Source organism: Leisingera sp. ANG-M1, assembly GCF_000813745.1.
Classification (GTDB): Bacteria; Pseudomonadota; Alphaproteobacteria; order Rhodobacterales; family Rhodobacteraceae; genus Leisingera.
In genome coordinates this window covers 49,345-74,292 of sequence record NZ_JWLC01000007.1, presented here as the reverse complement: position 1 = coordinate 74,292, position 24,948 = coordinate 49,345, and the positions used below count along the sequence as shown (strand labels likewise).

Here is a 24,948-nt window from a genome sequence, read left to right as displayed (position 1 = left end):
TTTTGCGGGGTTAAATGTCTTGCGGGCGGTTGTTCAGGCACGCGCCGGGCCGGGTTCGGGGCCTTTCAGCCAGTGATTCACGGCAATTCCTAGCAGCAGCGCCCAGAAGGGGGCGCCGATTCCCAGGAAGCTGATGCCCGAGACGGTGGTCATGAAGGTGATCAGCGCCGCTTCGCGGCCCTTGGCGTCTGCCAGCGCGGCAGAGAGACTGTTGCCGATGGTCGACAGCAGCGCCAGGCCCGCGACCGTGGCGACCAGCGCCTTGGGTGCGATCAGGAAAAGGCTGATGACGGTGGCGCCGCCAAGCCCCACCAGGATGTAGACCACGCCGGTCATCACGCCCGCCAAATAGCGGGTCTCGGGGTTTTCATCCGCCTCCGGACCTGCGCAGATGGCGGCGGTGATGGCAGCGAGGTTGAAGGCAAAACCGCCGAAGGGCGCAAGGATCAGCGAGGCCAAACCGGTGACGGTCAGGCTGGCGGAGACCGGCGCGTTGTAGCCGCAGGCTTTCAGCGCCACTACGCCGGGCATGTTCTGCGAGGACATGGTGACGATATAGAGCGGCAGGCCGATGCCGATCAGCACCGGCAGTGAGAAGGCGGGCATGACGAACTCGGGGGCTGCCAGGGTCAGGTCCAGCGCCTCCAGGCTGCCAAAGGCGCCGGTACCTGCGCACCAGGCGACGCCTGCCGCCAGCACGGCGGGGATGGTGTAGCGGGGAAACAGCTTGCGGCCTGCCAGGAAGGTGAGGCCCATCACGGCGACCAGCGCAGTGTCTGTTTGCAGCGAAGTGAAGGCCGAAAGGCCGAACTGGAACAGGATACCTGCAAGCATTGCGCTGGCCAGGCTGTCCGGGATCAGCCGCGACAAGGCGGCGAACCAGCCGGTTATGCCGGTCAGGGTCAGGAGCACAGCGCAGAACAGGAAGGCGCCGACGGCCTCTGTTAGCGTGACGCCGTTGAGGCTGACGGCCAGCAGCGCCGCACCGGGTGTCGACCAGGCGGTCAGGATCGGCATCCGGTACATCAGCGACAGGATCAGGCAGGTGAACCCCATGCCGAGGCCCAAAACCAGCATCCAGCTGTTGGCCTGGGACTGGGTGGCGCCGACGGCCTCGATGGCTTGGAAAATGATCGCGACCGAGCCGGTGTAGCCGACCAGCACCGCCACGGCGCCGGAGACGATATGCGAAAGCTTCAGATCCTTGAGCATGCGGGTTTTCCTCTGGCGCCGGATCGGGTAGGGGTTTTGTGCGTTATAGCGCACACTACCGTTTGTGCGTTATAACGCACAAGGCTTTTTTGACGGGCGGATAGAATGAGCGATGACGGCATCACCCTGAACCTGCGGGAAATCCGTGCAGCAGCGGGGCTTAGCCTCAGCAAGGCGGCCGAGGCGACGGGCGTCAGCAAGGCGATGCTGGGACAGATCGAGCGCGGCGAATCAAGCCCGACGATCGCCACGCTGTGGAAGATCGCCAAGGGGTTCCACCTGCCGCTAACGGCGCTGCTGGGCGAGGCGGCGCGGCCAGTCAGCGCGGCCACGGGAGTTTATGAGACCGTGCAGTTTCCGGGCAGTATCGCTGTGAAGATTGTCTTTCCCTTCGATCCGCTTTTGGGGGCCGAAACTTTTCAAGTGACGCTGCAGCCCGGCCAAAGCCACCAGTCGCAGCCGCATGACACCGGCGTGACCGAGGAAGTCTATGTGCTGAATGGCTCCATGGAGGTGCTGCGAAACGATGAATGGGTGGCGCTGGAGCCGGGGCAGGGGCTGCGCTTTGCCGCTGACCAGCCGCATGGCTATCGCAGCGTGGAAACCGGGGCGTCATTCCTCAACATGCATCACTACCGGCAGGCCATTCTGACGCAGCGGGACTGACAGCTGGCACTTGTGTCTCCCCAACAGGCTGCCTACCACTTGCTCAAGTCATTGAGATCACGGGATTTGAGGGGCACGGGAATGGACACGCTGCGCGGAAGCCTTCTGATGGTGCTGGCCATGGCCGCTTTTGCGCTGGAAGATATGTTCATCAAATCCGCTGCCGCCAGCTTGCCGGTGGGGCAGATCCTGATCCTCTTTGGCCTCGGTGGTATGGTCATTTTTGCGAGCCTGGCGCGTGCGCAAGGGCATGCTCCCTGGCACCCGGGCTTTGGCACGCGCCCGATGCTATGGCGTTCCTTGGCAGAGGTGGTCGGGCGTCTGTGTTTCACCCTGGCGATTGCGCTGACGCCTTTGTCCTCGGCTTCGGCCATTCTGCAGGCAACGCCGCTGGTGGTGGCGGCTGGCGCGGTGGTGTTCTTTGGCGAGACCGTGGGCTGGCGGCGCTGGCTGGCAATCGGCTTGGGCTTCGCCGGGGTGCTGCTGATCCTGCGGCCGGGGGTGAGCGGGTTTGAACCCGCTTCACTGTTTGCGGTTGCGGGCACGCTGGGGTTTGCGGGGCGTGATCTGGCGACCCGGGCCGCACCCAAGGACATGAGCAACAACCAGCTGGGGTTCCTGGGCTTTGCTATGCTGGTGGTAGCAGGGGTTATTGCGCTGGGCTGGACAGGCGGGGCGGTTTGGCCCGCGCCGCGCAATTGGCTGGACATTGCTGCCGCCACGGTGATTGGGGTGATTGCTTACAATGCGCTGTCGGGTGCGATGCGGGCAGGGGAGATCTCGGTGATTGCGCCGTTCCGCTACACGCGGCTGGTCTTTGCAATGGTGCTGGGGGTGCTGGTGTTCGGCGAGCGTCCCGATGCTCTGACCCTGATCGGCAGCGCGGTCATCGTTGGCAGTGGCGTCTTTACACTGCTGCGCAGCCGTAAAGCGTAACCCTGTCTTGCGCCCGCCGCCGCGCCGCCTTACATCTGCCGCCCATGGCCAAGAAGAAGCAGACATCAGACCCCAACTACAAGGTGATCGCCGAGAACCGGCGGGCGCGCTTCGATTACGCGATCGAGGACGATATCGAATGCGGTCTTGCGCTCGAGGGGTCCGAGGTCAAAGCGCTGCGCGGCAACGGCACCAATATCGCCGATTCTTACGCTGCGGTGGAGGAGGGCGAGCTGTGGCTGGTGAACTCCTATATTCCGCCGTACGAGCAGGCCAAAGTCTTCAAGCATGAGGAGCGCCGCCGCCGCAAGCTCTTGGTGTCCAAGAAGGAATTGGCGGATCTGTGGAATCTGACGCAGCGCAAGGGGATGACCCTGGTGCCGCTGGTGATCTACTTCAACCACCGCGGCCGCGCCAAGATCAAGCTGGGCATCGCCAAGGGCAAGAAGCTGCACGACAAGCGCGAAACCCAGGCCAAGCGCGACTGGGGGCGTCAGAAGCAGCGGCTGCTGAAGGACGCACGGTAGGGGGAAGAGGGCGCTGCCCTCTTGGCCTGCGGCCAATTCACCCGGGGTATTTGAGACCAGAAAGAAGCAGGGGGGCTGCGCTTGCCGCAGGGTCTTGCCGTGGCGTCCATGGTTTCGAAATGGCTTGTTGCACTACCTGACTAAATAGGTCAGACGCTCGTTGCCCAGCAGATTTGCCTTTGAATCAAGCCCGGTCGGAGAGGACAGCCCGCCTGCTGTCCGGAATTCGGTATGGGAGAAGCGGATGAGTGCCCGATTGTCTGAGGCCGCGCTGGCAGCGCATGGGTTTGATGGTTTTGAAGAGGGTCTGCTGCCGGTGCTGCGGCAGTTTCTTCTGAGTTATGAGCAGCCGGACAGCCGGGCCTGGCAGCACGCCTATGCGGTGGCCGCGGAGCGCTGGGGCGAGGCGGTGGGCCTGCCTGTGGCACAGTCGCTGATGAAGCTGGTCCGGGCGGTGCTGGAACGCCGGGAGGACAAGTTCCGGTTCATCGATTCCCTGGATATGGAGCAGCGCGGGATGGTGACCGGGGATGAGGCCGCGCTGCTGCGTATGCTGCATCATATGCGGCGGGATCAGACAGCGCAGGCGCGCGAGGCGGTTGCGGATGTGACTTGCGGGCTGATGGAGCCGCATGTGATCCGGGCCGGGCTTGCCTTCGCCAGCCGGTTTTCTGCCGGGCAGGCGGCGGGACGGGGTGAAGCACCGCGGCTGCGGGTGGTGGCGTAGTGCCAGAGGGTATGCCCGCGGATTTGGCCGCGGGCATGGTGTTTCCAGAGTCAGTAGGTCTGCTTGATGCTGCTGTAGGCACCGCGCAGGCGGACGGTGACGGTCACGTCATTGCTGGTGCGGTTGCGCCAGAACCAGCCGTGGTTGCCGGTGAACTCCGCCTTCAGCACGCCGGTTGCCCCCGGCACGCCGCGGCCTTTCTCATAAGAGATCGAATTGCCACCGCCGTCGCCGTGCAGGTCGTAGTTCACCACGCCTTCGGAGACCGACCAGTCAAAGACCGCTTCCGCGTCCTTGTCCATAGCCAGCTTCCACTCAACGCCCTGGCCGGGGGTGAGGGTGAAGGAGAACTCATTCTGCCAGGCCGGGGCCTCCTGCGCCTGGGCGCCGGAGACGAAAAGGCTCAGGAAGCCGCCGGAGGGGGACATGGCGGCCTGCTGGTCGGCTTTGGCTTCCTCGGCAAGCTGGTTCTTGATCTCGCCCATCTCAGTGAGGCCCAGCAGGCGGCCGATGCCGGTGGGGTCGATGGCGTATTCCGAGGGCAGCACCACGGTGACCAGGATCGCAGCAGCGGAGATTGCAGCGATCACGGTGGATTTCACCAGTTTCTGCGGAGTGGGGAGGTCTTCGGGCTTGGGTTTGTCTGCGTTGTACATGTTTGAAATTCCTGTGATCAGAGAGAGAGGGCGAGACCGGTCAGCTGATATCCCATCAGCACAAAGCCGGCCGTCATCATCACAACGTTTGCGGTGTAGGCGTGGCGCCAGAAGCTGTCCGAGCGGCGCCACCAGCTCATCCCGATCAGGATGGCCGAGAGCGCCAGCACCTGTCCGATCTCGACACCGACGTTGAAGGCCAGGAGGTTGACCAAGAGCCCGTCGGGGGCGATCTCGTAGTCGAGGATCTTGGTGGCCAGCCCGAGCCCGTGGAAGAAGCCGAAGATCAGCGTTGCGGCCTTGGTATTGGGCTGCACGCCGAACCAGCGCTGGAAGGCGCCGAGGTTGTCGAGTGCCTTGTAGACCACCGACAGGCCGATGATGGCGTCGATCAGGTAGGCGTTGACGTTCCAGCCGAACCAGACACCCAGCAGCATCGTGGTGGAGTGGCCAAGGGCAAACAGGCTCACATAGATCGCCACGTGGTTCATCTTGTAGAGGAAGAAGACCACGCCGAAGAGGAACAGGATATGGTCGTAGCCGGTGACCATATGCTTGGCGCCGAGATACATGAAGGGGATCAGCTTCACCCCCCAGATCTCCTGGATGTAGCCGGCATCGCCGGGGGTGACGTTGTGGGCAGCCGCCATCGTGGCGCTGAAGATCAGCGCCAGGGCCGCCAGCAGGACAGGGCCCCGGCGCGCGCGCCGTTTGGGCCTGCCGAAAGGGGCAGAGTTCATCAAAATGCTCCGTTGGTTTGGATATGTTCTGAGGTTTGGTCAGGACATCCAGACGCGCGGAGGGTGTTCGATTGCGAAGATGGGGGGAGGGGCGAACCCCGGACCTGCCGCCTGATGCCGGTCTGCTGCAGGAATTTGCAGGGCAAGGCCGCCGGGGGCGGGTGTCAGGGCTGTGTTGTGATCATGGTCGGCGGCGTCATGGCTGTGGCCGTGCTGGTTCCACATCAGATCCGCTGCTTCGCCATGGGCGTGGCCGTGCGCGGCAGCCTGTTCGGCGATGCTTTGCTGGATCAGAAGCTGGCCCGGGTCATGGCGCAGCGGCGCTTTCAGGCTCCAGGCGGCCACGGCAAGGCACAGCGCGATGTTCAGCGCCATCAGCCATTTGCTTATGCCTGCCCGCATTTTCCCTGCCCGGTTCGGTTGCTCTCATCGCGGAATATCCCCGGGGGGAGGATTTGGTCAACCGTAATAGCTGTATGCAGCCGGCGCCGGCGGCTGTTTCCTGCCGGCGCACTACCGGGTTGCGGCGATGTAGGCGGCGATTTTCTCTTTGCCGAGAAGGCGTTTTTGGTTGTCCGGATCCGGCCCGGCAAAGACAATCCGCAGATTTTTAACATCCAGCAGGGGGCGGAGCGTTTCAGCCGGCAGGCCGATCACCCGCAGAATGGAGAGCTTCTGCAGGTCCTTGAGCGGGGACAGATCAGTGACAGCCGTACCTGAAATGCTGAAATCCCACAGTTCCTGCATGTCTTTTACCGCAGCCAGGCTGGACACCGCGGTATCGGTGACCGACAGCTCGCGCAGGTTATTGCCCGCCAGCGGCGAAAGGCTGGTGATGGCGGTGCCCTTCAAGGTCAGTTTGCGCAGCGCCCCGAGGCCGGACAGCGGTGTGATGTCGCTGACGTTGGTGCCGTCCAGTTCCAGTTCCGTCAGGCTGATTGCGCCGGCGAGCGGGCCGAGATCTGCGACTTCGGTATCCGAGAGAATCAGTGTTTGCAGCGCGGGTTTGTTTTGCAGCCCTTCCAGGCTTTGCAGCCGGGTGCCGTCGGCGCGCAGCATCTCCAGCCGGTCCGAGGCTGCCAATGCGGCGACGCTTTCGACCGGGCAGTTGGAGATCCAGGCAACCCGCAGATTGGCTGCTGCCAGCGGGCTCAGGTCCGAGACCTGGGTGTTGAAGGCCAGGAAGATTTCCAGGTTTTCCAGACCGTCCAGGGGGCTGAGGTCGGTGACCCCGGAGTCGGCGATATTGAGGCTTTGCAGCCGGGTGAAGCCGCGCAGAAAGCCGAGGTCGGTGACCGCTTCGATGCCCCAGACCGACAGATGCTCCAGCCTGGTCAGGCTTGTCAAAGGCGAGAAATCCGGGGCGCTGACAGAATCAAGGCTCAGCCGCTTCAGTTCCGGCAGCCGGGTAAGCGGCGTCAGATCAGGGGCGGTAATGCTGACCAGCGCCAGCTTTTCCAGGTTGGGCAGGGCGGCAAGCGGGGTCAGGTCCAGCGGTTCCGCGTAGCGCAAATCGGCCAGCAGCGTGAGGTCGGTGAGCCGCGTAAACCGGGTCACCGCCTGCAAGTCAGGGGTGTGCTCTCCAATCCGGATCTGCGCTTTTAAGTCGCTGTTTTTGATGCATGTTTCACCTATCTCCACGCAGTCTGCCCGGACCGCTTGCGGCGTCATCATGCCGGCGGCGGTCAAGAGGGCTGCAAGGAAATGACGGAGACCGGGCATGCAATAAACCTTTGCGGGAACGCGCTGAAATGGTGACCCTTGTTATTACCGCTCCGCAAAAGGCCCGCAAGATTTTTGTAACCGCAGGTAGAGGGCCGCGATGTCTTGCACCGCTGTGCTGCCGGATGTACCCATGGCGCATGCACAGAGAGGGAGAAGCTTTGATGCAGGACGATCCGAAGACACTCGTTTCCACAGACTGGCTGGCCGCCCATCTGAAGGACCCGGATCTTCGGGTGCTGGATGCGTCATGGTATCTGCCGCAGCAAGGCCGGGACGCCAAGGCGGAATACGAGGCTGCCCATATCCCCGGCGCGCGCTTCTTTGACATTGACGATATTTCCGACAACCGCTCGGACCTGCCGCATATGGTGCCGCCAGTTGAGAAATTCATGTCCCGCCTGCGGGCGATGGGCGTGGGCGACGGCCATCAGGTGGTGGTCTATGATGGCGCAGGTCTGTTCTCGGCCGCCCGTGTCTGGTGGCTGTTCCGGCTGATGGGGCAGAACAACATTGCGGTCCTGGATGGCGGCCTGCCGAAATGGCAGGCCGAGGGCCACCCGGTCGAGGATCTGCCGCCGGTGATCCGCGACCGCCATATGACGGTGCGGGTGCAGAACCACATGGTGCGCGACGTGACGCAAGTGTCTTCCGCGGCCAAACTGGGCGACCACGAGATTATCGATGCGCGTTCTGCCGAACGCTACCGCGGCGACGCGCCGGAGCCGCGAGAGGGCCTTCGCGCCGGCCATATTCCCGGTTCAAAAAACGTGCCCTTTGGCCAGGTGCTGAATGCCGACGGCACCATGAAGGATGCCGCAGGCATCCGCGCTGCCTTTGAGGCGGCCGGGGTCGACCTGAACAAACCTGCGATTACTTCCTGCGGCTCGGGTGTCACCGCCGCCATCCTCAGCCTCGCCATGGAGCGGGCCGGCAAGACCGACCATGCGCTTTATGACGGGTCCTGGGTGGAATGGGGTGCTTTCCCGACCCTTCCCGTTGCTACCGGAGAGAACTGATGTTCGAGACCCTGAAACCCCAGCCCGCCGACAAGATCCTGGCGCTGATGCAGATGTACCGCGACGATCCGCGCGCGGACAAGATCGACCTTGGCGTCGGCGTCTACAAGAACGCCGAGGGCGTCACCCCGGTGATGCGCGCCATCAAGGCGGCCGAGCACAAGCTGTGGGAAGAGCAGACCAGCAAGGCCTATGTCGGCCTGGCCGGTGATCCGGCTTATGGTGAGGCGATGATCAAGCTGATCCTGGGCGATGCGGTTGCACGCGGCAATATCGCCGCTGCGGCTACTCCCGGCGGAACTGGCGCCGTGCGTCAGGCGTTTGAGCTGATCAAAATGGCCAATCCTTCGGCGCGGGTGTTCGTGTCGGACCCGACCTGGCCGAACCACGTGTCGATTCTGAAATACGTCGGCATTGAAACCGTGGTCTACCGCTACTTCGACCGCGAGACCCGCGGTGTGAACTTCGACGCCATGATGGAAGACCTGAAGGGCGCGAACAAAGGCGACGTGGTGCTGCTGCACGGCTGCTGCCACAACCCGACCGGTGCCAACCTGAACGAGGTGCAGTGGAAAGAAGTCATCGCGCTCTTGAACGCGCGCGGCCTGATCCCGATGATCGACATCGCCTATCAGGGCTTTGGCGACGGTCTGGAAGAGGATGCGCTGGGCGTGCGCCTGGTGGCCTCCGGCTGCCCCGAGACGCTGATCGCGGCGAGCTGCTCCAAGAACTTCGGCATCTACCGCGAGCGCACCGGCCTGCTGATGGCGGTCTCCAACGATGCCGGTGCGCAAGCGCTGAACCAGGGCACCCTGGCATTCCTGAACCGCCAGAACTACTCCTTCCCGCCGGATCACGGCGCGCGTCTGGTGACCATGATCCTGAACGACGAGGCCCTGCGCGCCGATTGGGCAGCGGAACTGGAGGAAACCCGCCTGGGCATGCTGGGCCTGCGCCAGCAACTGGCGGATGAGCTGCAGCGGCTGACCGGCTCTGACCGCTTCGGTTTCATCGCCCAGCACCGCGGCATGTTCTCGCTCTTGGGTACCACGCCGGAGCTGGTCGAGAAGATGCGTGTGAACAACGGCATCTATATGGTCGGCGACAGCCGCCTGAATATTGCGGGCCTGAATGCACAGACCGTGCCGGTCCTCGCCAAGGCGATTGTCGACGCCGGCGTCTGAAGGCTATCGGTTATGAAGATTGGAAACGCGCTCCTTTGGGGCGCGTTTTTCGTTGCGGCCGGAGCCGGGGGGCGGATCGGGTGGAAAGAGGCACTCCCGCGCCTGGCTGCGTGCCTTGGCTGCGCCAAGACCCTTGCAGGCTTGGGCGTGGCACCGCTGCCGCGGTGCGGAAGGCTGCTGAGAAGCCCTTGAGGGCAGATCCTGCCCTCAAGGGCCGTGCCAATTATGCCGGCGCCTTGCCGCGTCAAGGGCAAGCCGCGCTTGCCAGCGCGGCCGCCTGGGTGGCGGCCCTTGACCCGGCAAAGCGCAAGATTGGCGCTTGACGCAAGGTTAACCTGAAGGTGGCGACGGAAGCGCCAGAAGCCTGCGTTTGTGCTTGCGGAAGTCACGAGTAACACAGCCTAGGAGACCTGAAATGACCCTCGCAAAATCCGCGCTTGCCCTGATCCTGTCTGCCGCCGTTGCCCTGCCGCTGGCGGCCCCCGCCTTTGCCGCCAATGGAGAGGTCATTGACAGGGTGGAAAACCGCGCCGACCGCCGCGAAAACCGTCGTGACGAGGCCGTGGACACCGGCGTCTGGGATGTGGTGGAGGACCATCTGGACCGTGCCGAGGACCGCCGCGACTACCGCGACCAGAAAGCGCCCAGGGTTATTGTTGTCCCCAAAGGCTGAGCCGCCCGCCCGCGCCGCGCCAGCGGCGCTTGGCCCAACAGGCGGAGATCATCTCTTGATGATCGATCAACTGGCGGGAGCCTCCCCGCCCAAACAGAAACGCGGCGCCCGGAATAGGCGCCGCGCTTTTTGTTGGCCGGAACCGGCCTCAGCTGGGCGAGAACTCCGGATAGGCCTCCATGCCCAGTTCTGCCATGTCGAGTCCGTTGACCTCGTCCTCTTCCTCCACCCGGATACCGGTGGTGGCGCGCAGGGCGATCCAGACCACGGCAGAGGCGGCGACAGTGAAGACACCCACCACGGCGATGCCGGTCAGCTGCTTCAGCAAGGTCGCGTCCGGGTTGGACAGCACCACGGCAACAGTGCCCCAGATGCCGCAGAAGAGGTGCACCGGGATGGCGCCGACCACGTCGTCGATCTGCAGTTTGTCGAGGAACGGCACCGCAAAGACCACGATCACGCCGCCGATGGCACCGATCAGTGTGGCCAGGCCCAGGCCCGGGGTTAGCGGTTCGGCAGTGATCGCGACCAGGCCGGCCAGCGCACCGTTCAGGATCATGGTGAGGTCCGGTTTTTTGAACAGAAGCTGGGTCAGGATCAGAGCCGCGACCGCGCCGCCGGCCGCGGCTGCATTGGTATTGGCAAAGATGCGCGAGATATCGGCCACATCACCCACCGAGCCCATCGCCAGCTGCGAACCGCCGTTGAAGCCGAACCAGCCCATCCACAGGATGAAGGTGCCAAGGGTGGCCAGTGCCAGGTTGGAGCCGGGCATCGGAATGGTCTTGCCGTCCTTGTACTTGCCGATGCGCGGGCCCAGGATCAGCGCGCCGGTCAATGCGGCCCAGCCGCCCACGGAATGCACCACGGTGGAGCCTGCGAAATCCAGGAAACCCATCTCCTCCAGGAAGCCGCCACCCCATTTCCAGCTGGCCTGGATCGGGTAGATCACCGATGTCAGCACGATGGTAAAGATCAGGAAGGGCCACAGCTTGATGCGTTCGGCCAAGGTGCCCGACACGATTGAGGCGGTGGCAGCGCAGAACATCAGCTGAAAGAAGAAATCCGAGCCGGTGGAGGCGTAGGAATAATCATCCGCACCCTCGGCACTGATCCCGACAGCCTCCAGCACGCCGGGGCCAAAGACGCCGGAAAGGATGCCGTCCATCGACCAATTGCCCAGCGGATACATCAGGTTATAGCCGATCAGCCAGTAGAACACGGCGGCCAGAGAGAACAGCGCCATGTTCTTGGTTAGCTGCATGGTGACGTTCTTGGAGCGCACCAGGCCCGCCTCCAGCATGGCGAATCCGGCCGCCATCCAGAACACCAGGAAGCCGCCGACCAGGAACAGGAGCGAGTTCAGGATGAACACAGTGTCAGTGGATGGGTTCACGCCCGGGGCAGGGCCGTCCTGGGCCAGCGCCAGGCCCGGCAGCGCGGCCAGGGCCAGCGCAATGAGGGGGAGTTTCAGGGTCTTCATAGGTCTTTCCTCCATGCCGGGCGCCGTCACAGCGCCTCGAGATTGGTTTCGCCGGTGCGCACCCGCACGGCCTGTTCCACATCCAGAACAAAAATCTTGCCGTCGCCGATCTTGCCGGTGCGGGCGGTTTCAGAGATGACGCTGACGGCCTGTTCGGCGAGGTCCGCAGGCACCACCAGCTCCAGCTTCAGCTTGGGGACGAAATTCACTTCGTATTCAGCACCGCGGTAGATCTCCGTGTGGCCTGCCTGGGCGCCAAAGCCCTTTATTTCGGTGACCATCAGCCCGCTCACGCCCAGAGAGGTCAGCGCCTGGCGGACCTCGTCCAGCTTGAAGGGTTTGATGGCAGCTATGATCATTTTCATATGTGCACCTTCCGGTTTCGCGCTGCCCCGGCCCCGTGCCGACGCATTGTGCACCTGCAGCAAAACTCCTGTCCTGAGTCGTGCAAATGGCAGGGCAGCAGGAATCCGCGCGTCTTTCTGCGCGCGCACAATAATTTTGCGCCTTTGGGCGGGTTCGCTTAAAAACCGGCCAGCTGGCAAAGGGGAAAGGTCCGGATTCTGCCCCCTCTACAAACCGCGGCAGTCAGAGTATTGTCGCGGTAAACGGGCAAACCGGGCAGGAACAGACGATGGCACAAGGATCCGGGCGCAAGCCTCTGGTGGCAGAAAAACGCTATTCCGCAGGCGGCAAGGGCAAGGCTCCCGCTGCCAAGAAACCTGCACGCAAGAAGCCTGTGCGCAAACCCAAGAAACCGGGCTTGTTCGGCCTGTTCGCACGCAAGAAGGTGCGCGCAAAGCCCGTGAAAAAGAAACGCGGGCTGATTGGTCTCTTGCTGGCGCCGTTCACCTTTGCCTTCCGGCTGGTCTGGGGGTTTGCCTGGCGCGTCGGCATGGTGGTCTGTCTGCTGGTTGGCCTTGCTGTGGCTTTCCAATATTCCAAGCTGCCTGATGTATCGGCCTACCTTGACGGCCGCGCCCGCGGCTCTGTGACATTGCTCGACCGCAATGGAGAGGTCTTTGCCTGGCGCGGCGACCAATTCGGCGGAGTGGTGACAGCGGAGACGGTTTCGCCGCATCTGAAGAACGCCATCGTGGCGACCGAGGACAAACGCTTCTACCGCCACTTCGGCCTGTCGCCGCGCGGCATCGCCAGCGCCGTGCGCATCAACCTGCGCGAAGGGCGCGGGCCGCTGTCGGGCCATGGCGGCTCCACAATCACCCAGCAAACGGCAAAACTGCTGTGCCTGGGGCGCGTCTATGATCCGTCTGAATGGAAAAGCGAAAGCGCTTATGAGGCCGACTGCCGCAAGGGGTCGCTGTGGCGCAAGGGCACCGAGGCGATCTTTGCCCTGGCGATGGAAGCGAAATACCGCAAGGACGAGATTCTCTCGATCTACATGAACCGCGCCTATATGGGCGGCGGCGCCTATGGTGCCGAGGCCGCAGCGCAGCGCTATTTCGGCAAGTCCGCCAATCAGCTCTCAGCGGCCGAAGGCGCGATGCTGGCGGGGCTGCTGACCGCGCCGACCAAACTGGCGCCGACCAACAACCTGCAGCGCTCGCAGGACCGCGCTGCTACAGTGCTGCGGCTGATGCAGGAGCAGGGGTATCTCACCACCGCCGAGATGCAGCGCAATCAGGACAGCCCTGCGGTGCTCAGTGAAGCCGCGGCGGCGCGGGCAGGGGGGTATTTTGCGGACTGGGTGATGGACACGATCCCGGATTTTCTGGGCGATCAAACCACCGAGGACGTGGTGATCCGCTCTACCCTCGATCAGCGCCTGCAGAGCGCTGCCGAAGAAGCGCTCAAGTATGTTTTCGAAAATAAGGTCCGTAAGGGATCCAAGGCGCAGGCCGCTATTGTGGTGATGAGCGCAGACGGCGCCGTGCGCGCGATGGTGGGCGGCCGCAAGACGCGGGTCTCCGGTGTGTTCAACCGCGCGACCCAGGCCAAACGGCAAACCGGCTCGGCCTTTAAGCCCTTTGTCTATGCCACAGCGCTGGAACTGGGCTATTCGCCGCTGGACCGGGTGCTTGATGCCAAATACTGCCTGAACATTCCCGGCTCCGGCCAATGGTGCCCCAAGAACTATACCAACAAGTTCTACGGCGAAGTGACGCTGGCGCGGGCGCTGCGGGATTCGCTGAACGTGCCGGCGGTGAAGGTGGCCGAAGCTGTCGGCCGCGACAAGGTAGGGATCGTGGCCAAGGATTTCGGCATCGACAGCGGATTGGCAGACGGGCCGGCAATGGCGCTGGGCGCTTCGGAAAGCACCCTTTTGGAGATGACCGGCGCCTATGCGGGGATCCTGAACGGCGGCTCTTCGGTGACGCCTTACGGGGTGACCGAGCTGAAACTGGTCGAGGACAGCGATGCGCTGATGGGCGCCAGCGGCGGCATCGGCGAGCGGGTGATCCGCACCGAGGCGGCACAGCAGCTGGTTTGGATGATGGAGAAGGTGATTGCTGGCGGCACCGGTCAGCGGGCGCAGATCCCGGGCTGGCAGGCGGCGGGCAAGTCGGGGACCACCTCGGCGGCCAAGGACGCCTGGTTCATCGGCTTTACCGCGGATTATGTGGCGGGCGTCTGGATGGGGTATGACGACAACACGCCCCTGTCCGGCGTGACCGGCGGCGGCCTGCCGGCAGAGATCTGGCGCGAGACCATGGTGCGTGTGCATGACGGGCTGGCGCCGAAGCCGCTGCCGATGCTGGAGCCCGCCCCGATCGCGCCGTCGCCGCAGCCAACCCGCCGCGAGCGCCGCCGCCAGGGCCCTAAGCTTGGCCAGGAACTGGGCCGTGCTGTGGACAACATCCTGCGCGACATCCTCGGCAATTGACAGGCAGGCAAAGGGGGAGCTCCCGCCCGGCTCAGGCCTCCTTGCGGAGACCTGAGCCAGTTGGGTCCGGCGCCGCACCTGCGGTGCGGCGCGCGCCCTGCCGGGCGGGCAGGGCGCCAGGCCCAACGGGAGCGCGGCATCTTTGATGCTGCAGCGACGGGCGGGAGGCTCCCGGAGCGGATGTTTGCGATCCGGCGGAAGACAAAGAAAAAGGCTCCCCGCAGGGAGCCCTTGTTTGCAGACATGAGGCAGTATGCCCTTCAGCTGAGCCGCTTTAGCTCGGCAATCAGCGCGTCGATGTCGCCCTTTTTGCTGTCCAGGATCGCCCCGATCTCGGTGCGCTCGGTCAGCAGCAGATTCACGCCCTCGATGAACATATTGAAGAACAGGTCCTTGCCGGAGCGGTCCGATACCAGGAAGGTCACCTCAAACGGCGATTGGCCCTTGAGGTGGGCAATGGTGCTCACCTCGTACCATTTCTTCACCTTGCGCACGCCGGTCACTTCCAGCTTGCCGCCGATGAATTCGCGGAAGCGCTTGCCGTATTTGCGCGAGATGTAGCCCTGGAAGGCCTTGGAGAAGGCTTTTTTCTGCGCCGTGGTTGCCCGCCGCCCGTCCACACCCAGTGCATAGGCGGCGATCGCCGAGGTGTCGCCATAGCGCTGGAAGATCCGCTCAAACTCGCGGAACATTGCGGTTTCGCCCTTGCCGGACGCGATCACGGCATTGATGTCTGCGACCAGGGCATTGATCAGCCGGCTGGCGCCGTTCTCGGTCAGCGCCCAAAGCGCTTGCGGTGCTGCGGCCAGCGCAGTGCCCAGGCCAATCAGGAAATTGCGGCGTTGCATCATTCAAAATCCTTCAGTGTTCAGGTCGAACGGGTCGACTTCCTGGATCTCTTCGCCATCGCCGAGCTGGAACCGGCGGTTCTGCAGATAGATCAGGCGCGATTGCGCATAGCTGTCGGCGCTCTCGTAGAGAATCGAATCGATCGTGTCGGAATAGTTGCCACGATCACCCATGCGGCGCACGATCTCGGCGTAGATCGTGATGTTGTCGGCAGTATTCTGCTCGGCGTAGCCCAGCGGGTTGGTAAAGAAATCAACACCGATGCCAACTGCGTCCCGGGCGGTGGAGGGGCCGAAAAACGGCAGTTCCACATAAGCACCTTCGCCGACGCCCCAGGTGTGCAAAGTCTCGCCGAAATCGGTGTCGACTTCGGGCACGTTGAATTCACTGGCCGGGTCCGCCAGCCCGGCAAACCCCACAGTCGAATTGATCAGGAAGCGCGACAGCGCATTGCCGGCCAGTTTCAGATCGCCTTGCAGAAGGGCGTTGACCATCTGCCCCGGCATCGACAGGTTTTCGGCAAAATGCGAAAAACTGGTAACCATCGGCTCAGGCACAATCGCCACATAGCCTTTGGAGGCCGGGCGGAAGGCGAGCCGGTCGACGCCACGGTTGAACGCGTGGACGGTGCGGTTGGTCCGCTCATACGGGTCGAAGACTTCGCCGCTGGCCCGTGCAACCGGATCCTGTGTGGCGCAGCCCGCAGCAAAAGCGGCCAAAATCAGCGCAGATACAAATTTAAGCGGTCGCAACATGAAGGGCATTCGGGTAAGTGTCCAAATTGATACTGGGGCCGGCGGATCGGAGCGCAAATAAGGGTTCTCCTGCCTTTTTCCAGTGCGATTACATTTTTTTACCTGCTTGTGTCAGAACTGTTACAAATTCAGTCCTGACCTGAAGCCAAGGAACCACTATTGCAGTCTGACCATGAATAAAAGCATTTATAAAAACGGGTATGAGGAACTGCGCCGGGTCCGGCAGCAGAGCCGCGGGCTGTACTGGTTCACCGGCATCTTCAGTTTCTTTGTAAATTTGCTGATGCTGACCGGGCCCTTGTACATGATGCAGGTCTATGACCGGGTGCTTGGCAGCCGCTCAGAGGCGACGCTTTTGGCGCTGTCGCTTCTGGTGGTCTTCCTCTACGGCATGATGGGGCTTTTGGACTATGCCCGCGGCCGGATCATGGCGCGGGTGGGCGCGCGGTTCCAGGCGGCGCTCGACAAGCGGGTGTTTGATGCGATGATCCGCCGCTCGGCAGTGGCGCAGGATCAGACCGCGCAGACCGGTCTCAGCGATCTGGAGTCTGTGCAGCGGCTGATCTCCTCGCCGGTGCTGACAGCCGCTTTTGACTTGCCGTGGACGCCGGTGTTTCTGGCGGGCATCGCCCTGTTCCACCCCTGGCTGGGCTTGCTGGCGCTGGCGGGCGGCGCTGTGCTGGTGGTGATTGCGATCTTCAACCAGGTCTTTACCCGGCAGCCGATGCAAAAGGCCAATATGACCGGCCACAAAGCCAATCTTATGTCCGAGGAGATCCGCAACGAAGCGGAGATGATCCAGTCGATGGGCATGCGCGGCGCCTCGTTCGAGCGCTGGAAACAGGCCCGTGATGCGGCGCTCACCGACAGCGTTGCGGCCAACGACACCGGTGGCGGCTTCACCACGCTGACCAAGACCCTGCGCCTGTTCCTGCAATCGGCGATGCTGGGGCTGGGCGCCTATCTGGTGCTGCAGAACGAGGTGACGCCGGGTGCAATGATTGCAGGTTCGATACTGATGGGCCGGGCACTGGCGCCGATCGAGCTTGGGCTGGGGCAATGGGCCATGGTGCAGCGGGCCATGAAAGGCTGGCACAGCCTGGCCGAGCTTCTGGATAAGGTGCCGGAGGAGGCCGAGCGCACCGCGCTGCCGAAACCCAAGGCGCTCTTGGAAGTGCAGGGGCTGGCCATCGTGCCGCCGGGCAGCAACACGCCGCTGCTGCGCAATGTGAATTTCCGGGTGCAGCCGGGCCAGGCCATCGGGGTGATCGGGCCGTCCGGTTCGGGCAAGTCGACATTGGCGCGGGCACTGACCGGGGTGTGGCGGCCTGCGGCAGGTTCGGTGCGGCTGGACGGCGCTGCGCTTGATCAATACGCGCCGGATGTCCTGGGCGGCCACATCGGCTATTTGCCGCAGCGGGTGCAGGTGTTTGACGGAACCATCGCTCAGAACATCGCCCGCCTGAACCAGCAGCCTGATGCCGAAAAGGTGGTGGAAGCTGCCCGCAAGGCTGCCGCGCATGAGATGATCCTGAAGCTGCCCGAAGGCTATGACACGCGGGTCAACGCCAGCGGCGGGCGGCTCTCGGGCGGGCAGATGCAACGGGTCGGCCTGGCGCGCGCGCTGTATGCTGATCCGGTGATCGTTATCCTGGATGAGCCGAACTCCAACCTCGACAATGAAGGCTCGATTGCGCTGAACCAGGCGATCAAGCAGATCAAGGCCGAGGGACGTTCGGTGCTGATCATGGCGCACCGGCCGGCGGCGATCCAGGAATGTGATATGCTCCTGGTGATCGACAAAGGCACCCAGACGGCCTTTGGCCCCAAGGACAAAGTGCTGCAGGAAATGGTCGCCAACCATCAGAATATCCGCCAGGCCACTGGCGCAGGAGGTGTGCGATGAGCGTGGAAAGCAACTGGCCCGCACGGCGGCCGCTGATCATCGGCCTCTTGGCAATGGTAATTCTGGTCGGCGGCTTCGGCTCTTGGTCGGTGCTGTCGTCGATTTCCGGCGCGGTGGTTGCAACGGGCAAGATCGAGGTCGACCGCAACCGTCAAGTAGTGCAGCATCTTGACGGCGGCATCGTGGCCGAGATTCTGGTCGACGAGGGCGACACCGTGGCCGAAGGTGCAACGCTGCTGCGGCTTGATGCCAACGAGCTTACCTCGCAGCTGTTGATCACTGAAGGCCAGCTGTTCGAGCTGATGGCGCGCCGCGGCCGCCTGGAAGCCGAGCGCGACACCGCCGCTGATATCATCTTTGACGCTGAGCTGCTGAAGATTGCCGAAGAACGGCCGGATGTGATGGATCTCGTACAGGGCCAGGACCGGCTGTTCCAGGCCCGCAAGGACACCACTGCGCGGGAGATCGAGCAGCTGGAGAAGCGCCGGGTGCAGATCGAAGAGCAGATCCGCGGCATCCAGGCACAGCAGCAGTCGCTGAACGTGCAGCTAGAGCTGATCGGCGAAGAGCTGGGCAACCAGCAATCGCTTTTGGACCGGGGCCTGGCCCAGGCGGCAACGGTGCTGAACCTGCGCCGCACCCAGGCGAGCCTGGACGGGCAGCTGGGTGAACTGGTGGCTTCCGAGGCCCAGGCCGAGGGCCGCATCACTGAAATCGATATCGAGATTCTGAAGCTGGGCACCGGTCAGCGCGAGGAGGCGATCAGCCGTCTGCGCGACCTGCGCTACCAGGAGCTGGAACTGGCCGAGACCCGCCGCTCGCTGCAAGGGCGGCTGGCGCGGCTGGACATCACCGCGCCGGTCTCCGGCGTCGTCTACGGTCTGCAGGTGCAGACCCCCCGCTCGGTGATCCGCCCGGCCGATCCGGTGCTCTATCTGGTGCCGCAGGACCGGCCGCTGGTGATTGCCGCCCAGGTGGCACCCACCGATATTGACCAGCTTTACACCGGCCAGGAGGTGACTCTGCGGTTCTCGGCGCTGGACCAGCGCTCAACACCGGAGCTGTTCGGCCATGTCACCCAGGTCTCGGCGGATGCGTTTGAGGATCAGGGCAGCGGGCTGTCTTATTACCGGGCCGAGATCGAGCTCAATCCCGGCGAACGCGGCCGCCTGCCGGCCGGCACGGTATTGATCCCGGGGATGCCGGTGGAAAGCTACATCCGCACCGCCGACCGGTCGCCTTTGGCCTATCTGGTCAAGCCGCTGTCGGATTACTTCGTCAAAGCCTTCCGCGAAAGCTGATGCCAATTGCCTGCAGGCCGGAAAGGGCTGCGGGCAGGGCGTATTTGCTCTTTCCGATCCCCGCTGTCCCGGTTAGCGTCCCGGCCAGCAAAGACTCGGAGGAATTCAGCCATGAGCATTGAAGCAAAACTGAAAGAGCTGGGCGTCACTCTGCCCGACGCGCCGGCACCGGCGGCCAACTATGTGCCTTATGTTGTCTCGGGCAATATGGTCTATATTTCCGGCCAGATTTCGGCTGATGAAAACGGGCTGATCACCGGCAAACTGGGCGCGGACCTGGATGTCGAAGCGGGCCAGGCAGCAGCCAAGCGCTGCGCCATTGCGCTGCTGGCGCAGCTGAAAGCAGCCTGCGGCGGCGATCTGGACCGTCTGGCCCGTGTGGTGAAACTGGGCGCCTTTGTGAATTCCGCCCCGGATTTCACCGGTCAGCCGATGGTGGTGAACGGCGCTTCCGACTTCCTGGTCGAAGCTCTGGGCGACATCGGCCGCCACGCCCGCTCTGCAGTCGGCTCGGTGTCGCTGCCGCTGGGCGTTGCAGTTGAGATCGACGGCGTCTTCGAAATCAAATGAGACCAGCCCTGCCTGCTGCCTTCCTGAGCGTGCCGCTCGCGCATCGTGCGCTGCATGACGTGGCGAAGGGGCGCCCGGAGAACAGTCGCGCGGCCATCCGTGCGGCGCTGGCAGCAGGCTATGGGATCGAGATCGACTTGCAGCTGTCCAGCGACGGCTACGCCATGGTCTTTCACGACGACGGTCTGGACCGGCTGGCGGAAGCCACCGGTCCGGTCCAAGCACGCAGCCGTTCAGAGCTGCAGGCAATCCCGCTGAAGGGCGGGGACGGCGAAGGCATCCCGGACTTGGCGGAAGTGCTGCGGATGGTGGCGGGCCGGGTGCCGCTCTTGATTGAGCTGAAGGACCAGCACGGTGAGATGGGCGTTACCGATGGCCGCCTGGAACGTGCAACGACCGAGGCATTACAGGGGTATCAGGGCACCGTGGCGCTGATGTCCTTCAATCCCAATTCGGTTGCGGAACTGGCCCGTTTGGCGCCGGGAATTCCGCGCGGCATTGTCACCAGCGCCTATGATCCGGCGGAATGGCCAGAGCTGCCGAAGGCTGTCTGCACCCGCCTGCGTGCTATGCCGGATTACGAGCGCGCGCTGTGCAGTTTCATCAGCCACGAGGCTTGTGACCTCAGCCGCCCGCTGGTGCAGCAGATGCGCGAAGATGGCGTCACAGTGCTGTGCTGGACTGTAACGTCGCGGGAGCAGGAAACCGCTGCCCGTGTCTTTGCCGATAATGTGACTTTCGAACAATACCTTGCGCCGCTAACCTCTTGATCGAACAGGCTCACACCCCACATCTTTGAATCGGTGCGGAGGAAAGGCATGGATCAGGCGCAAATCGAAATCCGGGTGCTGGGCTCGCTGTCGCAGATCGCGGCCGCGGACTGGGACGCCTGCGCCTGTCCCGAGGCCGCGGACGGCGGCCCCCCGAACGATCCCTTCACCACGCACCGGTTCCTCAGCGCGCTGGAAGAAAGCGGATCGGTCGGCCCCGGCACGGGCTGGCAGCCGCAATATCTGACCGCCTATCTGGGCAGTAAATTGATCGCCTGCGCGCCGCTTTATGCCAAGGGGCACAGCCAGGGCGAATACATTTTCGACCACAACTGGGCCCATGCGTTTGAGCGGGCAGGGGGGCACTATTACCCCAAGCTGCAGATGGCGGTGCCCTTCACCCCGGTCACCGGGCGGCGGTTTCTGGTCAAGCCTGGCTATGACGGCATCGGGCATTCCGCGCTGGTGCAGGGCGCGGTGCAGCTGGCGGCGGACAACAGCTTGTCTTCGCTGCATGTGACCTTCTGCACCAAAGACGAGGCACGGATGGGGGAGGAAATGGGGCTGATGCCCCGCGCCACCCAGCAGTTCCACTGGCTGAACCAAGGCTATCAGGATTTCGAAGGCTTCATGCGGGCGCTGTCTTCGCGCAAGCGCAAGAACATCCGCAAGGAGCGAATGCAGGCGCAGTGTTTCGGCGGTGAGATCCAAGTTTATCAGGGCAGCAGCCTGCGGCCCGAACACTGGGACGCCTTCTGGGAGTTTTACCAGGACACCGGCGCGCGCAAATGGGGTTCGCCCTATCTGACACGGGCCTTCTTTCAAATTGCGCATGAAACCATGGCTGGCGACATGGCGCTGATTCTCGCCTGGCGCAACGGGCGCTATGTCGCCGGTGCGCTGAATTTCATTGGCCGTGAAACGCTTTACGGCCGCTATTGGGGATGCGTGGAACACCACCCCTGCTTGCATTTCGAACTGTGCTACTATCAGGCCATCGAATTGGCCATTGCCATGAAGCTTGACCGGATCGAGGCCGGCGCGCAGGGTGAGCACAAGCTGGCGCGTGGCTATCTGCCGACCCAGACCCATAGTTTGCACTGGATCGGTGATCCCGGGTTTGCCGAGGCTGTCGGCCGCTACCTTGAGGCCGAGCGGGCTGCGGTGGAGGAAGAGATCGAGATCCTCACCGACTACGGCCCGTTCCGCAAAGCGCATGTGGAGGAGCAAGAATGACGGAAAAACTCTCCGACGCCACCCGCGGCCCCTTGCTGGAGCCGCTGTTTGCCACCGGATGGGAAATGGTCGAGGGCCGCGATGCGATCATTAAGACCTTCAAGTTCGCCAATTTCACCGATGCCTTCGGCTGGATGACCCGCGCCGCGATCTGGGCCGAAAAATGGAACCACCATCCGGAATGGAGCAATGTGTACAACCGGGTCACGGTGGTGCTGACCACACATGACGTGGACGGGATCAGCGCCCAGGACGCCAAACTAGCGCGCAAGATGGATGGTCTTTTCGGCGAGCCGCAGGGGTGATCGTATTCGCAGGCTCTGCAATAGCAACTAACTGTCCTTGGCTGTTAGCAGGCTGAATAGCTTGGTTAAAACTTGATTGCCCTCGTCAGAGCCAGAGATGAGGCAAGGGTCATCCCACTCGTTCTGGAAGGTGAGTTTACACCCTGCAATTTCAATGGCGGAGCTAATAGCGTGTTGGGTGATCTTAGGGTGCCCAAAGGCGGCTTCGATAACTTCTCTGACATGGGGCAAGTCAGATGTTTCGAATTCAAGAGAGAAAAACCCGCTGGAAAGTTTGAGCAAGCTGAATGGCATACGAGTATCCTTGCACAAACAAGCAAGTACGAAGACGCAATGTTGCGTGTGAAAAGTTAGAATAGGGCTGCAGCCGTAAGTTTTGACAATGTTTTTAAGTCGCGCGCTCGCGGCCGCCCGGAACAGACGGCCGCAAACAGATAAATGTTAGCCCATTGAGTCCAGCAGGCCTTCGCCCGCCGACAGCTCGCATTGACCGGGGTTCTCTTCCTTGTTGAGGACCTTCACTTCGCCGTCCTCCACCAGCATCGCATACCGCAGCGAGCGGCCGATCAGACCGGCGGCTGGGGCGTCCAGGCGCATGCCGATGGCCTCGGTAAAGGTGCATTCGGCATCCGACAGCATGGTGATCCCGGCCTCTTTCGCGCCGGTGTTGTCGCCCCAGATCGACATCACAAAGGGATCGTTGCCCGCCAGGCAGATGATTTCCTCCACGCCCTTTTCTGCAAACTGGTCCTTGGTGCGGATGAAACTGGGCACATGCGCCGAGTGGCAGGTGCTGGTAAAGGCACCGGGAACCGCGAACAGCACCACTTTTCGCCCCTTCAGCTTGTCTGACAGCTGCACCTGCTCGGGGCCGTTGTCTCCAATCAGCGTCAGTGTCGCGTCCGGCAGTTGGTCTCCAACAGAAATCATCGCACGTTCCTCTTTCTCATGATTGCGTTTTGGGGCCCTGTGTCTATAGGGTCCGTTCAAAGCGTGACTGGAACTATTGCGGGAGGCAAGCGTAGATGTCCCACATCGTTGTGATTGGAGCAGGCCAGGCGGGATCCTCGCTTGTGGCGAAACTGCGCAAGGACGGGTTTGACGGTGAAATTACCCTGATCGGTGCAGAAGAGGCACTGCCCTATCAGCGTCCGCCGCTGTCCAAAGCCTATCTGCTGGGCGAGATGGAGCTGGAGCGTCTGTTCCTGCGGCCTGCGAGCTTCTATGAGGAAAACAACATCACCGTGAAGCTGGGTGCGCGGGTGACCGCAATTGATCCTGCGGCCAAGACGGTTTCGCTGGGGGATGAAGTGGTCTCCTACGACCAGCTGGCGCTGACCACCGGCTCCGACCCGCGCCGCCTGCCGGCTGCGATCGGCGGCGATCTGGACGATGTCTATGTGGTGCGCGGCCTGACCGACGTTGATGCAATGGCGCCGAATGTCACCGAAGGCAAGCGCGCGCTGATCGTTGGCGGCGGTTATATCGGGCTGGAGGCAGCCGCGGTCTGCGCCAAGCGCGGCGTGCAGGTGACTTTGGTCGAGATGGCCGACCGTATCCTGCAGCGCGTTGCAGCGCCCGAGACCTCGGACTACTTCCGCAGCCTGCATTCCTCGCACGGTGTCAGCATCCGCGAAGGTGTCGGGCTGGAGCGGCTGGAAGGCGAAGACGGCAAGGTCACCCGCGCGGTGCTGAGCGGCGGCGAAGCGGTAGAAGTGGATTTCGTCGTGGTTGGGGTGGGCATCACCCCGTCTTCACAGCTGGCCGAAATGGCGGGGCTGGAGCTGGACAACGGTATCAAGGTGGACGCCAAGGGCCGCACCTCGGACGCGTCGATCTGGTCGGCGGGCGACTGTGCCTCCTTCCCGTTCAAGGACAACCGCATTCGCCTGGAAAGCGTGCCGAACGCGATCGACCAGGCCGAAGTTGTGGCGCAGAACATGCTGGGCGCGGACAAGGATTATGTGGCGCAGCCCTGGTTCTGGTCGGACCAGTATGACGTCAAGCTGCAGATCGCGGGGCTCAACACCGGCTACGACAACGTGGTGACGCGTCAGGGCGAGGGGCAGCAGGTGTCGTTCTGGTACTATGCCGGCGATCAGCTGGTGGCGGTTGACGCGATGAACGACCCGCGCGCCTATATGGTGGCCAAGCGCCTGATCGACATGGGCAAGACCGCCGACAAAGGCGTGGTTGCCGACTCTGCCGCCGATCTGAAGCCGCTTCTGAAAGCGTGAGGATCATTGCAGGAGACTTCCGCGGCCGGGCTCTGGCCGCGGTGGGCAAGGGGGATGCGGGCGCCCATCTGCGCCCCACCACCGACCGGGTGCGCGAAAGCCTGTTCAATGTTTTGACCCACACCGGCGCCATTCCCGGCGCCCGGGTGCTGGACTTGTTTGCGGGCACCGGTGCTTTGGGACTGGAGGCGCTGTCGCGCGGCGCCGCCGAAGTGCTGTTTGTCGATGACGGGCGTGTTTCCGGCGGGCTGATCAAGAAGAACATCGCGATCTGCAAGGCGGAAGACCGCTGCACGCTTGCACGCCGCGACGCGCTGAAACTGGGGCAGAATCCGGATGCGCCGTTTGACCTGATTTTCCTTGATCCCCCCTATGGCAAGGGGCTTGGCGAAAAGGCGCTGGCAGCTGCGGTCAAAGGCGGCTGGGTCGCGGATGACGCGCTGGTTGTCTGGGAGGAAAACACCGCAATGCCCGCGCCCGAGGGGTTCGAGCTGCAGGACAGCCGCAAATACGGTGATACCCATATCTCACTGATGTGGCGGGATGTTTCAGGCTGAAACAGGCCGGGCAGGGGATTGCTCACCGCTGGTTTGCTGCAGCCGGCAGGCTACTTTACTTGAGTACAGGAT

Annotated in this window: 27 protein-coding genes; 16 read left to right on the top strand and 11 right to left on the bottom strand. The window is 63.0% G+C overall.

Features of this window, described 5'->3' with window-relative positions; genetic code table 11:
* Window positions 1-33: 33 nt before the first annotated feature.
* Window positions 34-1,212 carry a benzoate/H(+) symporter BenE family transporter gene (locus tag RA19_RS05815; RefSeq protein WP_039160516.1) on the bottom strand — a complete coding sequence of 393 codons (1,179 nt, stop codon included), beginning with the start codon at window positions 1,210-1,212 and terminating at the stop codon, window positions 34-36.
* Window positions 1,213-1,317: 105 nt separating this feature from the next.
* Between RA19_RS05815 and RA19_RS05810 the strand changes: the two genes are divergently transcribed.
* The 4 genes from RA19_RS05810 (at window position 1,318) to RA19_RS05795 (ending at window position 4,068) form a co-directional block, all read left to right on the top strand.
* Entirely contained in the window at window positions 1,318-1,878 is a 561-nt protein-coding gene (locus RA19_RS05810; RefSeq protein ID WP_039160514.1) for a helix-turn-helix domain-containing protein, read from the top strand.
* 81 nt (window positions 1,879-1,959) lie between these two features.
* Window positions 1,960-2,814 (top strand): DMT family transporter, encoded by an 855-nt coding sequence (locus RA19_RS05805; RefSeq protein WP_039160512.1) that lies wholly within the window; start codon window positions 1,960-1,962, stop codon window positions 2,812-2,814.
* A gap of 44 nt (window positions 2,815-2,858) precedes the next feature.
* Window positions 2,859-3,341 (top strand): SsrA-binding protein SmpB, encoded by a 483-nt coding sequence (gene smpB / locus RA19_RS05800; RefSeq protein ID WP_039160509.1) that lies wholly within the window; start codon window positions 2,859-2,861, stop codon window positions 3,339-3,341.
* 244 nt (window positions 3,342-3,585) lie between these two features.
* The gene (locus tag RA19_RS05795; protein ID WP_039160507.1) at window positions 3,586-4,068 is read left to right on the top strand and encodes a hypothetical protein; all 483 of its coding nucleotides are present in this window, start codon (window positions 3,586-3,588) and stop codon (window positions 4,066-4,068) included.
* Window positions 4,069-4,118: 50 nt separating this feature from the next.
* Here the strand turns inward: RA19_RS05795 and RA19_RS05790 are convergent, their stop codons facing one another.
* The 4 genes from RA19_RS05790 to RA19_RS05775 form a co-directional block, all read right to left on the bottom strand.
* The gene (locus RA19_RS05790) at window positions 4,119-4,724 is read right to left on the bottom strand and encodes a hypothetical protein (protein ID WP_039160505.1); all 606 of its coding nucleotides are present in this window, start codon (window positions 4,722-4,724) and stop codon (window positions 4,119-4,121) included.
* A 17-nt stretch (window positions 4,725-4,741) separates the two neighbouring features.
* Window positions 4,742-5,464 carry a HupE/UreJ family protein gene (locus RA19_RS05785; RefSeq protein WP_039160503.1) on the bottom strand — a complete coding sequence of 241 codons (723 nt, stop codon included), beginning with the start codon at window positions 5,462-5,464 and terminating at the stop codon, window positions 4,742-4,744.
* Window positions 5,465-5,503: 39 nt separating this feature from the next.
* Window positions 5,504-5,839: a hypothetical protein gene (locus RA19_RS05780; protein ID WP_206540260.1), complete on the bottom strand. Its 336-nt coding sequence runs from the start codon at window positions 5,837-5,839 to the stop codon at window positions 5,504-5,506.
* A gap of 138 nt (window positions 5,840-5,977) precedes the next feature.
* The gene (locus RA19_RS05775; RefSeq protein ID WP_241479029.1) at window positions 5,978-7,021 is read right to left on the bottom strand and encodes a leucine-rich repeat domain-containing protein; all 1,044 of its coding nucleotides are present in this window, start codon (window positions 7,019-7,021) and stop codon (window positions 5,978-5,980) included.
* A gap of 329 nt (window positions 7,022-7,350) precedes the next feature.
* Between RA19_RS05775 and sseA the strand changes: the two genes are divergently transcribed.
* The 3 genes from sseA to RA19_RS05760 all read left to right on the top strand — a co-directional run bounded on the left by sseA (window position 7,351) and on the right by RA19_RS05760 (window position 10,062).
* Window positions 7,351-8,205: a 3-mercaptopyruvate sulfurtransferase gene (gene sseA, locus RA19_RS05770; protein ID WP_039160501.1), complete on the top strand. Its 855-nt coding sequence runs from the start codon at window positions 7,351-7,353 to the stop codon at window positions 8,203-8,205.
* Complete coding sequence (locus tag RA19_RS05765) at window positions 8,205-9,389, top strand: amino acid aminotransferase (RefSeq protein ID WP_039160499.1); 1,185 nt, start codon at window positions 8,205-8,207, stop codon at window positions 9,387-9,389. Before sseA ends, RA19_RS05765 begins: the two co-directional genes overlap by 1 nt.
* A gap of 415 nt (window positions 9,390-9,804) precedes the next feature.
* Window positions 9,805-10,062 (top strand): hypothetical protein, encoded by a 258-nt coding sequence (locus RA19_RS05760; protein ID WP_039160497.1) that lies wholly within the window; start codon window positions 9,805-9,807, stop codon window positions 10,060-10,062.
* Between the two features lie 148 nt (window positions 10,063-10,210).
* Here the strand turns inward: RA19_RS05760 and RA19_RS05755 are convergent, their stop codons facing one another.
* Both RA19_RS05755 and RA19_RS05750 read right to left on the bottom strand, forming a co-directional pair.
* The gene (locus RA19_RS05755) at window positions 10,211-11,545 is read right to left on the bottom strand and encodes an ammonium transporter (RefSeq protein WP_039160494.1); all 1,335 of its coding nucleotides are present in this window, start codon (window positions 11,543-11,545) and stop codon (window positions 10,211-10,213) included.
* 26 nt (window positions 11,546-11,571) lie between these two features.
* Window positions 11,572-11,910, bottom strand: coding sequence for a P-II family nitrogen regulator (locus RA19_RS05750; protein ID WP_039129668.1), 339 nt, complete (start codon window positions 11,908-11,910; stop codon window positions 11,572-11,574).
* Between the two features lie 269 nt (window positions 11,911-12,179).
* Here RA19_RS05750 and RA19_RS05745 point away from each other — a divergent pair, with 269 nt between their 5' ends.
* A complete protein-coding gene (locus RA19_RS05745) occupies window positions 12,180-14,390 on the top strand; it encodes a transglycosylase domain-containing protein (RefSeq protein ID WP_039160492.1) in 2,211 nt (736 codons plus the stop codon).
* Window positions 14,391-14,650: 260 nt separating this feature from the next.
* Here the strand turns inward: RA19_RS05745 and RA19_RS05740 are convergent, their stop codons facing one another.
* Both RA19_RS05740 and RA19_RS05735 read right to left on the bottom strand, forming a co-directional pair.
* Entirely contained in the window at window positions 14,651-15,238 is a 588-nt protein-coding gene (locus tag RA19_RS05740; protein ID WP_152615689.1) for an MlaC/ttg2D family ABC transporter substrate-binding protein, read from the bottom strand.
* 3 nt (window positions 15,239-15,241) lie between these two features.
* Window positions 15,242-16,003, bottom strand: coding sequence for an MlaA family lipoprotein (locus RA19_RS05735; protein WP_039160488.1), 762 nt, complete (start codon window positions 16,001-16,003; stop codon window positions 15,242-15,244).
* A gap of 163 nt (window positions 16,004-16,166) precedes the next feature.
* Between RA19_RS05735 and RA19_RS05730 the strand changes: the two genes are divergently transcribed.
* The 6 genes from RA19_RS05730 (at window position 16,167) to RA19_RS05705 (ending at window position 22,082) form a co-directional block, all read left to right on the top strand.
* Entirely contained in the window at window positions 16,167-17,900 is a 1,734-nt protein-coding gene (locus RA19_RS05730; RefSeq protein WP_039160486.1) for a type I secretion system permease/ATPase, read from the top strand.
* Window positions 17,897-19,201 carry an HlyD family type I secretion periplasmic adaptor subunit gene (locus RA19_RS05725; RefSeq protein WP_039160484.1) on the top strand — a complete coding sequence of 435 codons (1,305 nt, stop codon included), beginning with the start codon at window positions 17,897-17,899 and terminating at the stop codon, window positions 19,199-19,201. The genes RA19_RS05730 and RA19_RS05725 overlap by 4 nt, the downstream gene beginning before the upstream one ends.
* 111 nt (window positions 19,202-19,312) lie before the next feature.
* The gene (locus tag RA19_RS05720; RefSeq protein ID WP_039160481.1) at window positions 19,313-19,771 is read left to right on the top strand and encodes a RidA family protein; all 459 of its coding nucleotides are present in this window, start codon (window positions 19,313-19,315) and stop codon (window positions 19,769-19,771) included.
* On the top strand, window positions 19,768-20,541 hold the full coding sequence (locus tag RA19_RS05715; protein ID WP_039160479.1) for a glycerophosphodiester phosphodiesterase family protein: 774 nt from the start codon (window positions 19,768-19,770) through the stop codon (window positions 20,539-20,541). Before RA19_RS05720 ends, RA19_RS05715 begins: the two co-directional genes overlap by 4 nt.
* Before the next feature lie 48 nt (window positions 20,542-20,589).
* On the top strand, window positions 20,590-21,777 hold the full coding sequence (locus RA19_RS05710; RefSeq protein ID WP_039160477.1) for a GNAT family N-acetyltransferase: 1,188 nt from the start codon (window positions 20,590-20,592) through the stop codon (window positions 21,775-21,777).
* Window positions 21,774-22,082, top strand: a complete 309-nt coding sequence (locus RA19_RS05705; protein ID WP_039160475.1) for a 4a-hydroxytetrahydrobiopterin dehydratase — start codon at window positions 21,774-21,776, stop codon at window positions 22,080-22,082. The genes RA19_RS05710 and RA19_RS05705 overlap by 4 nt, the downstream gene beginning before the upstream one ends.
* A 27-nt stretch (window positions 22,083-22,109) precedes the next feature.
* Here RA19_RS05705 and RA19_RS05700 read toward each other — a convergent pair whose 3' ends face one another.
* Entirely contained in the window at window positions 22,110-22,376 is a 267-nt protein-coding gene (locus RA19_RS05700) for a hypothetical protein (protein WP_039160473.1), read from the bottom strand.
* A gap of 147 nt (window positions 22,377-22,523) precedes the next feature.
* Complete coding sequence (locus RA19_RS05695) at window positions 22,524-23,012, bottom strand: peroxiredoxin (RefSeq protein ID WP_039160470.1); 489 nt, start codon at window positions 23,010-23,012, stop codon at window positions 22,524-22,526.
* Between the two features lie 95 nt (window positions 23,013-23,107).
* Between RA19_RS05695 and RA19_RS05690 the strand changes: the two genes are divergently transcribed.
* Window positions 23,108-24,319, top strand: a complete 1,212-nt coding sequence (locus RA19_RS05690) for an NAD(P)/FAD-dependent oxidoreductase (protein ID WP_039160466.1) — start codon at window positions 23,108-23,110, stop codon at window positions 24,317-24,319.
* Window positions 24,316-24,876 (top strand): 16S rRNA (guanine(966)-N(2))-methyltransferase RsmD, encoded by a 561-nt coding sequence (gene rsmD, locus RA19_RS05685; RefSeq protein ID WP_039160463.1) that lies wholly within the window; start codon window positions 24,316-24,318, stop codon window positions 24,874-24,876. Before RA19_RS05690 ends, rsmD begins: the two co-directional genes overlap by 4 nt.
* Window positions 24,877-24,948: the final 72 nt, after the last annotated feature.

Bases quoted from the DNA above. Each gene is read 5' to 3' on its own strand.
- smpB (WP_039160509.1), top strand. From the start codon at position 2,859: ATGGCCAAGAAGAAGCAGACATCAGACCCCAACTACAAGGTGATCGCC.
- RA19_RS05700 (WP_039160473.1), bottom strand. From the start codon at position 22,376: ATGCCATTCAGCTTGCTCAAACTTTCCAGCGGGTTTTTCTCTCTTGAA.
- RA19_RS05765 (WP_039160499.1), top strand. From the start codon at position 8,205: ATGTTCGAGACCCTGAAACCCCAGCCCGCCGACAAGATCCTGGCGCTG.
- RA19_RS05805 (WP_039160512.1), top strand. From the start codon at position 1,960: ATGGACACGCTGCGCGGAAGCCTTCTGATGGTGCTGGCCATGGCCGCT.
- RA19_RS05695 (WP_039160470.1), bottom strand. From the start codon at position 23,012: ATGATTTCTGTTGGAGACCAACTGCCGGACGCGACACTGACGCTGATT.
- RA19_RS05780 (WP_206540260.1), bottom strand. From the start codon at position 5,839: ATGGCGCTGAACATCGCGCTGTGCCTTGCCGTGGCCGCCTGGAGCCTG.
- RA19_RS05790 (WP_039160505.1), bottom strand. From the start codon at position 4,724: ATGTACAACGCAGACAAACCCAAGCCCGAAGACCTCCCCACTCCGCAG.
- RA19_RS05750 (WP_039129668.1), bottom strand. From the start codon at position 11,910: ATGAAAATGATCATAGCTGCCATCAAACCCTTCAAGCTGGACGAGGTC.
- RA19_RS05795 (WP_039160507.1), top strand. From the start codon at position 3,586: ATGAGTGCCCGATTGTCTGAGGCCGCGCTGGCAGCGCATGGGTTTGAT.
- RA19_RS05710 (WP_039160477.1), top strand. From the start codon at position 20,590: ATGGATCAGGCGCAAATCGAAATCCGGGTGCTGGGCTCGCTGTCGCAG.
- RA19_RS05725 (WP_039160484.1), top strand. From the start codon at position 17,897: ATGAGCGTGGAAAGCAACTGGCCCGCACGGCGGCCGCTGATCATCGGC.
- RA19_RS05815 (WP_039160516.1), bottom strand. From the start codon at position 1,212: ATGCTCAAGGATCTGAAGCTTTCGCATATCGTCTCCGGCGCCGTGGCG.
- RA19_RS05755 (WP_039160494.1), bottom strand. From the start codon at position 11,545: ATGAAGACCCTGAAACTCCCCCTCATTGCGCTGGCCCTGGCCGCGCTG.
- RA19_RS05705 (WP_039160475.1), top strand. From the start codon at position 21,774: ATGACGGAAAAACTCTCCGACGCCACCCGCGGCCCCTTGCTGGAGCCG.
- RA19_RS05690 (WP_039160466.1), top strand. From the start codon at position 23,108: ATGTCCCACATCGTTGTGATTGGAGCAGGCCAGGCGGGATCCTCGCTT.
- RA19_RS05745 (WP_039160492.1), top strand. From the start codon at position 12,180: ATGGCACAAGGATCCGGGCGCAAGCCTCTGGTGGCAGAAAAACGCTAT.
- RA19_RS05810 (WP_039160514.1), top strand. From the start codon at position 1,318: ATGAGCGATGACGGCATCACCCTGAACCTGCGGGAAATCCGTGCAGCA.
- RA19_RS05715 (WP_039160479.1), top strand. From the start codon at position 19,768: ATGAGACCAGCCCTGCCTGCTGCCTTCCTGAGCGTGCCGCTCGCGCAT.
- RA19_RS05720 (WP_039160481.1), top strand. From the start codon at position 19,313: ATGAGCATTGAAGCAAAACTGAAAGAGCTGGGCGTCACTCTGCCCGAC.
- RA19_RS05785 (WP_039160503.1), bottom strand. From the start codon at position 5,464: ATGAACTCTGCCCCTTTCGGCAGGCCCAAACGGCGCGCGCGCCGGGGC.
- RA19_RS05735 (WP_039160488.1), bottom strand. From the start codon at position 16,003: ATGCCCTTCATGTTGCGACCGCTTAAATTTGTATCTGCGCTGATTTTG.
- RA19_RS05730 (WP_039160486.1), top strand. From the start codon at position 16,167: ATGAATAAAAGCATTTATAAAAACGGGTATGAGGAACTGCGCCGGGTC.
- RA19_RS05760 (WP_039160497.1), top strand. From the start codon at position 9,805: ATGACCCTCGCAAAATCCGCGCTTGCCCTGATCCTGTCTGCCGCCGTT.
- sseA (WP_039160501.1), top strand. From the start codon at position 7,351: ATGCAGGACGATCCGAAGACACTCGTTTCCACAGACTGGCTGGCCGCC.
- RA19_RS05740 (WP_152615689.1), bottom strand. From the start codon at position 15,238: ATGCAACGCCGCAATTTCCTGATTGGCCTGGGCACTGCGCTGGCCGCA.